This window comes from Bacteroides cellulosilyticus DSM 14838, assembly GCF_000158035.1.
In the GTDB taxonomy this organism is placed as follows: Bacteria; Bacteroidota; Bacteroidia; order Bacteroidales; family Bacteroidaceae; genus Bacteroides; species Bacteroides cellulosilyticus.
In genome coordinates, this window is the sequence record NZ_EQ973495.1 from 428,450 (window position 1) to 432,476 (window position 4,027).

The 4,027-nt window shown below is 39.4% G+C and carries 5 protein-coding genes; all 5 read right to left on the bottom strand.

Annotation, left to right across the window (positions count from 1 at the left end):
- The coding region (locus BACCELL_RS27040) for an SNARE-associated domain-containing protein (RefSeq protein WP_007214728.1) at positions 1-305 on the bottom strand (305 nt) is incomplete at its 3' end.
- 146 nt (positions 306-451) lie between these two features.
- Entirely contained in the window at positions 452-865 is a 414-nt protein-coding gene (locus BACCELL_RS23965) for a hypothetical protein (RefSeq protein WP_007214729.1), read from the bottom strand.
- A 69-nt stretch (positions 866-934) separates the two neighbouring features.
- Positions 935-1,258: a hypothetical protein gene (locus BACCELL_RS23970; protein WP_007214730.1), complete on the bottom strand. Its 324-nt coding sequence runs from the start codon at positions 1,256-1,258 to the stop codon at positions 935-937.
- A gap of 296 nt (positions 1,259-1,554) precedes the next feature.
- Entirely contained in the window at positions 1,555-2,760 is a 1,206-nt protein-coding gene (locus BACCELL_RS23975; protein WP_007214731.1) for a 6-bladed beta-propeller, read from the bottom strand.
- A 158-nt stretch (positions 2,761-2,918) separates the two neighbouring features.
- Positions 2,919-4,027 (bottom strand): hypothetical protein (locus BACCELL_RS23980; protein WP_007214732.1); only part of this gene is annotated, 1,109 nt, incomplete at its 5' end.

Genomic DNA, 4,027 nt, shown 5'->3' on the forward strand with positions numbered 1-4,027 from the left:
TTGGGATTATTGAACAATTTGCGCCCGAAGAGATGCCCTATCATATAATTACAAGAATCTCCCAAAACTGCGGCGAAAAACAAGATCAAAACAAGAATATTTACCTCAAGAGGCGTCCCGGGTAACGAGGCAATAGCTCCCGTCACAAAGAGTAATGAATCTCCCGGAAGAAAAGGAGTAACAACCAATCCCGTTTCACAAAAAATGATTATGAACAATATTATATAAGTCCAGGCATGATATTCCTGCACAATGTTTATCATATATTGATCAATGTGAAGAATAAAATCTAATATAAATTCCATTATCTATTGAGTATTAACATATAGGTATATACATATTCCACAACAGAGATACGACTTTTCAGTTATTCTCAATGAAAGAAATACATATGAATTGAAGTAATAAGGAGATATAAGACACACTTAATGCCTTATAGAAAAGAGAAAGATTAAATAATAATATGTCTTAACGCATAGATATAGTATCTACTGGAATAGTGAGTAAGAGAGAGTTGATACGGAAAAGACATTCTTTTTTCTTCGGGAAGTAGCACCTTTATGGATTTGACGATCTTTGCTACAACTGAAAGGGCATTAAATCTTAGAACTTGTGAAGAAGGAATATTACTGCGCGAAACGGATGTTGCTATATTACCAATAGCCTTACTCGCATATTCTCCGCCATAGACCACTTTCCTACATTGCTCTGCACCTGCCTCAGATATATTACATTCCGTCTTACCCTGCTGCAAGCCTGTTACACGAAGTTCCTTATACTCCTTCATATCGCCGGATACAGATTCGAATCCCGATACAAGAAATACACCTAATAATATGCAAAATAAAAATATATACTTCGCCATAACGGCTGCAAATATAAAAAGTATTTTTTAGAGATGAATCATTTTAGCCTTTTATCTTGCAAACCTCTTTTATTCTTTTCCGGGTAATGTATACAAAAAGAGCGGATCGTCATACATATAACATACCTGATACAATCGCTTCCCATCTGATACAACCCTGCCCCAATGGTCAAGTTTATAACGTGCTACCGGATTACCGCCCCAATCATATTGCTCCACAAAGATATATCCGTCACTTTTACCGTTTTCACGTGATACCTGAAGTGGAGTACGTCCGCTATAAGTCAGGATGTTTTTTACTAAATGCAAGATTATATATCTGCTCTGTATGCAAACTGTCCCCTTGATAAACAGCACGAATAATGGCTTTTCCTCCTGATACATTATCAGCATAATAGAAAGTATTCCAGGAAACTACACATATCTGCCGGTCAGAATAAGAAGAACCTTTTTCTGACTTAAAAGTAAAGGGTAAAGGTTTCAAGACACCTGTCGTATCGGTTTCAAACAGTTGCATAGTGCTGGTTTCATATACATACGTATCGGGAGTAGATACACTGGAAGGTACCAGATGGGGTTTCTGCAATAATCGTGTCGTTCGCCTCCCGATGTTTCTGCTCTGCCCGCAGCTTGCAGGCAGAGAGAAACGATAGAGACAGCAATATAATGTAAAGTAAGTGTTTCATTTATTATTTCAACTTAGCATACAAAATATAGTTATTGTCATTCTCATGAATGCTATCTGCCAGCTTTTGTATACGTTCCCGGTCGGCAGCAGAAATGTCTTTAGCGTCTACCAAATATTTTTCCAATGTTTCTTTCAGAGTTACAGGCTCCATGTTGGCCGTATAATATCCGTTTGAGCAACTGTACGAAAACCAGGAAATAGGCAAATTGCCCAGATAGTCATTCTCCACTTTATAGAAAGCACCTTTTAAAGACTGTTTATCCATAATAAAATCAGCAGGGGCCTCCGTCGTGAAATTGTTTTCATCCAATTGTTTTTCTATGGATATACTTCCCAAGAAATGATGTGGAAATTCTTTGTAATCATGAATAGGGATTTCTTTCTTTGCAAAATTCATAGTGAAACGAGGATTCAAACGTCCGTTGGCATAATGATAAAGGCTATCCGGACGGCGTTCCCAGAATGGAGAAAGAGATACATCAAAATCAGCACCATTCTTATTACTATGTACCTCATTGCTGAAATCTGGTTTTAAGGCCAAATGGCGTGAACGTATCGTATCTTGTATTTCTCCACTGAACTTCTGAGTCCATGCCACATACGGCAAATAATCAAAAGGCAGAAGGAATACAGACAAAAGAGAATCCTTTGTATTTGCCTTGAAGACACCTTTCGGCACCAAACCGGGTAGTGAAATGTTCTGGACAGACTGTCCTTTCAAATCATAGGCCAGCAGAGATCTTGCATTCCACGGAAGCAAATATATACGCCCACCAGCCTCGTCTATTTGGACATCATAGATCAACTGATACTCACCGGGACCTTGTCCAAAAGCCCCCACATTGCCAAGAAACTTACCAGATTTATCGAAAAGCTTAAAAGGAGTTTGGTCTTTGCCCCATACCAATATATAATTGTCAGAAACAATCACATTCCGCACAGGCACCAATGCTTCATCCCGGTTATCCAACTTCACAATCTGCAATTCATCTGCAAAATAACTCAATGGAAGTACTAATGTATCTTTCAGTGCCGATAGGTTGCAAACCCATACAGAATCTCCGTTTAAAATCTCCACCGAACCAACTATCGGTTGTGTGTCTAATGCATCACCTTTTGATCCTTGTCCACCATTTGTACAAGAACTCAACCCTCCAATAAACACCAGGCATATCAATCCTTCACTTTTCCATTGTTTGCTTTTCATATTTTTATTTTTTACATGAAACAATGAGACAAAGATAGCTGGACAAGGAAGGAAATACAAATTATCTTATAGACAAAAGGTATAAGTTATCAAGCACATAAACACATGATTATAAGCTATATATAAATTAATCAATCGCAATAAGTATAGACAAAAGCTCAAAAACGGCGCAAAAAATCATCCAAAGTCTCATTATTCTCCGTCAATCCCAACTTATCTCGTTTCATCCGCTGTTTCTTACGACTTATCGAGGTACGACTGATACAGTAAATGTCAGATAGATCTTTAATACTAACGTTTATTTTCACCAGGCAACAAAAATACACATCCTTCATGCTCAATCCCGGAAAAGCTTCCAGTAATCGCACTGAAAATTTATCATAACTTCCATCCACCGTTTGGCGTATATCCTCCCATTCTTCATTAGACAAGGCTATACGTCGATTTTGATTATCATTTCCCTCTTCAGCACTCTCCTCTTCTTTTTCCAAAGAGGGAATTTTATGAAACGACTTCATCCGTCGAAAAAGCGATTCACGAAGCTGACCCTCTTTTTCGCGCAATATACTCAACTCTTCCGACTGCTGTAACAATTGTTCCGTCTGACTCAGTCTCAGGGATTGCTCACGCCAAAGCTGCTTATACATCTGGCGTTTGCGACGTTGCCAAACAATATAACTCGCAGCGAATGCCACAACAAAACAAAGTCCCAGACTTAACAGCCAGATTTCCCGCCTCTGCTTATCTATTTTCAACCGGTTCAGTTCATTTTCCAGTTTAGCCTTTTCATACTTCGTCCGGCTTTCAACTCCTTCCTCTCTTCTCAGTTCATTTACAAGATGTTCATTAGCAGCAAGTGCTGAATAGAAAGAGCAGCTGTCTTTCCCCAGCGAAGAGTATAGTAACTTCAACCTCCGGGATGCCTCGGCTGCAACCCAACGGTTCAAGGACATCGACGCAATACGATAATAGGTAGAAGCAGAATCATATTCGTTGATACCGGCCCAAAGATTTCCTTTAGCTAAATGATAATAAGGTACCATCTGCCTGTTATCCATATTCTTCCGTATAGAATCTAATCCAGATACCCCCTCCCGGAAGCGCCCGGCAGCAGTATAGGCATCAGCTATTCCCTGACAGATAAAACTATACTGCCATTCTTCTGCCGTACGACTGGCCCTCAGAAAATAACGGATAGCCTCATCCGATTCTCCTCTTGCCGAATAGACAGAAGCAATGTAACGGTTCACCTGCGCTTTATGCCCAT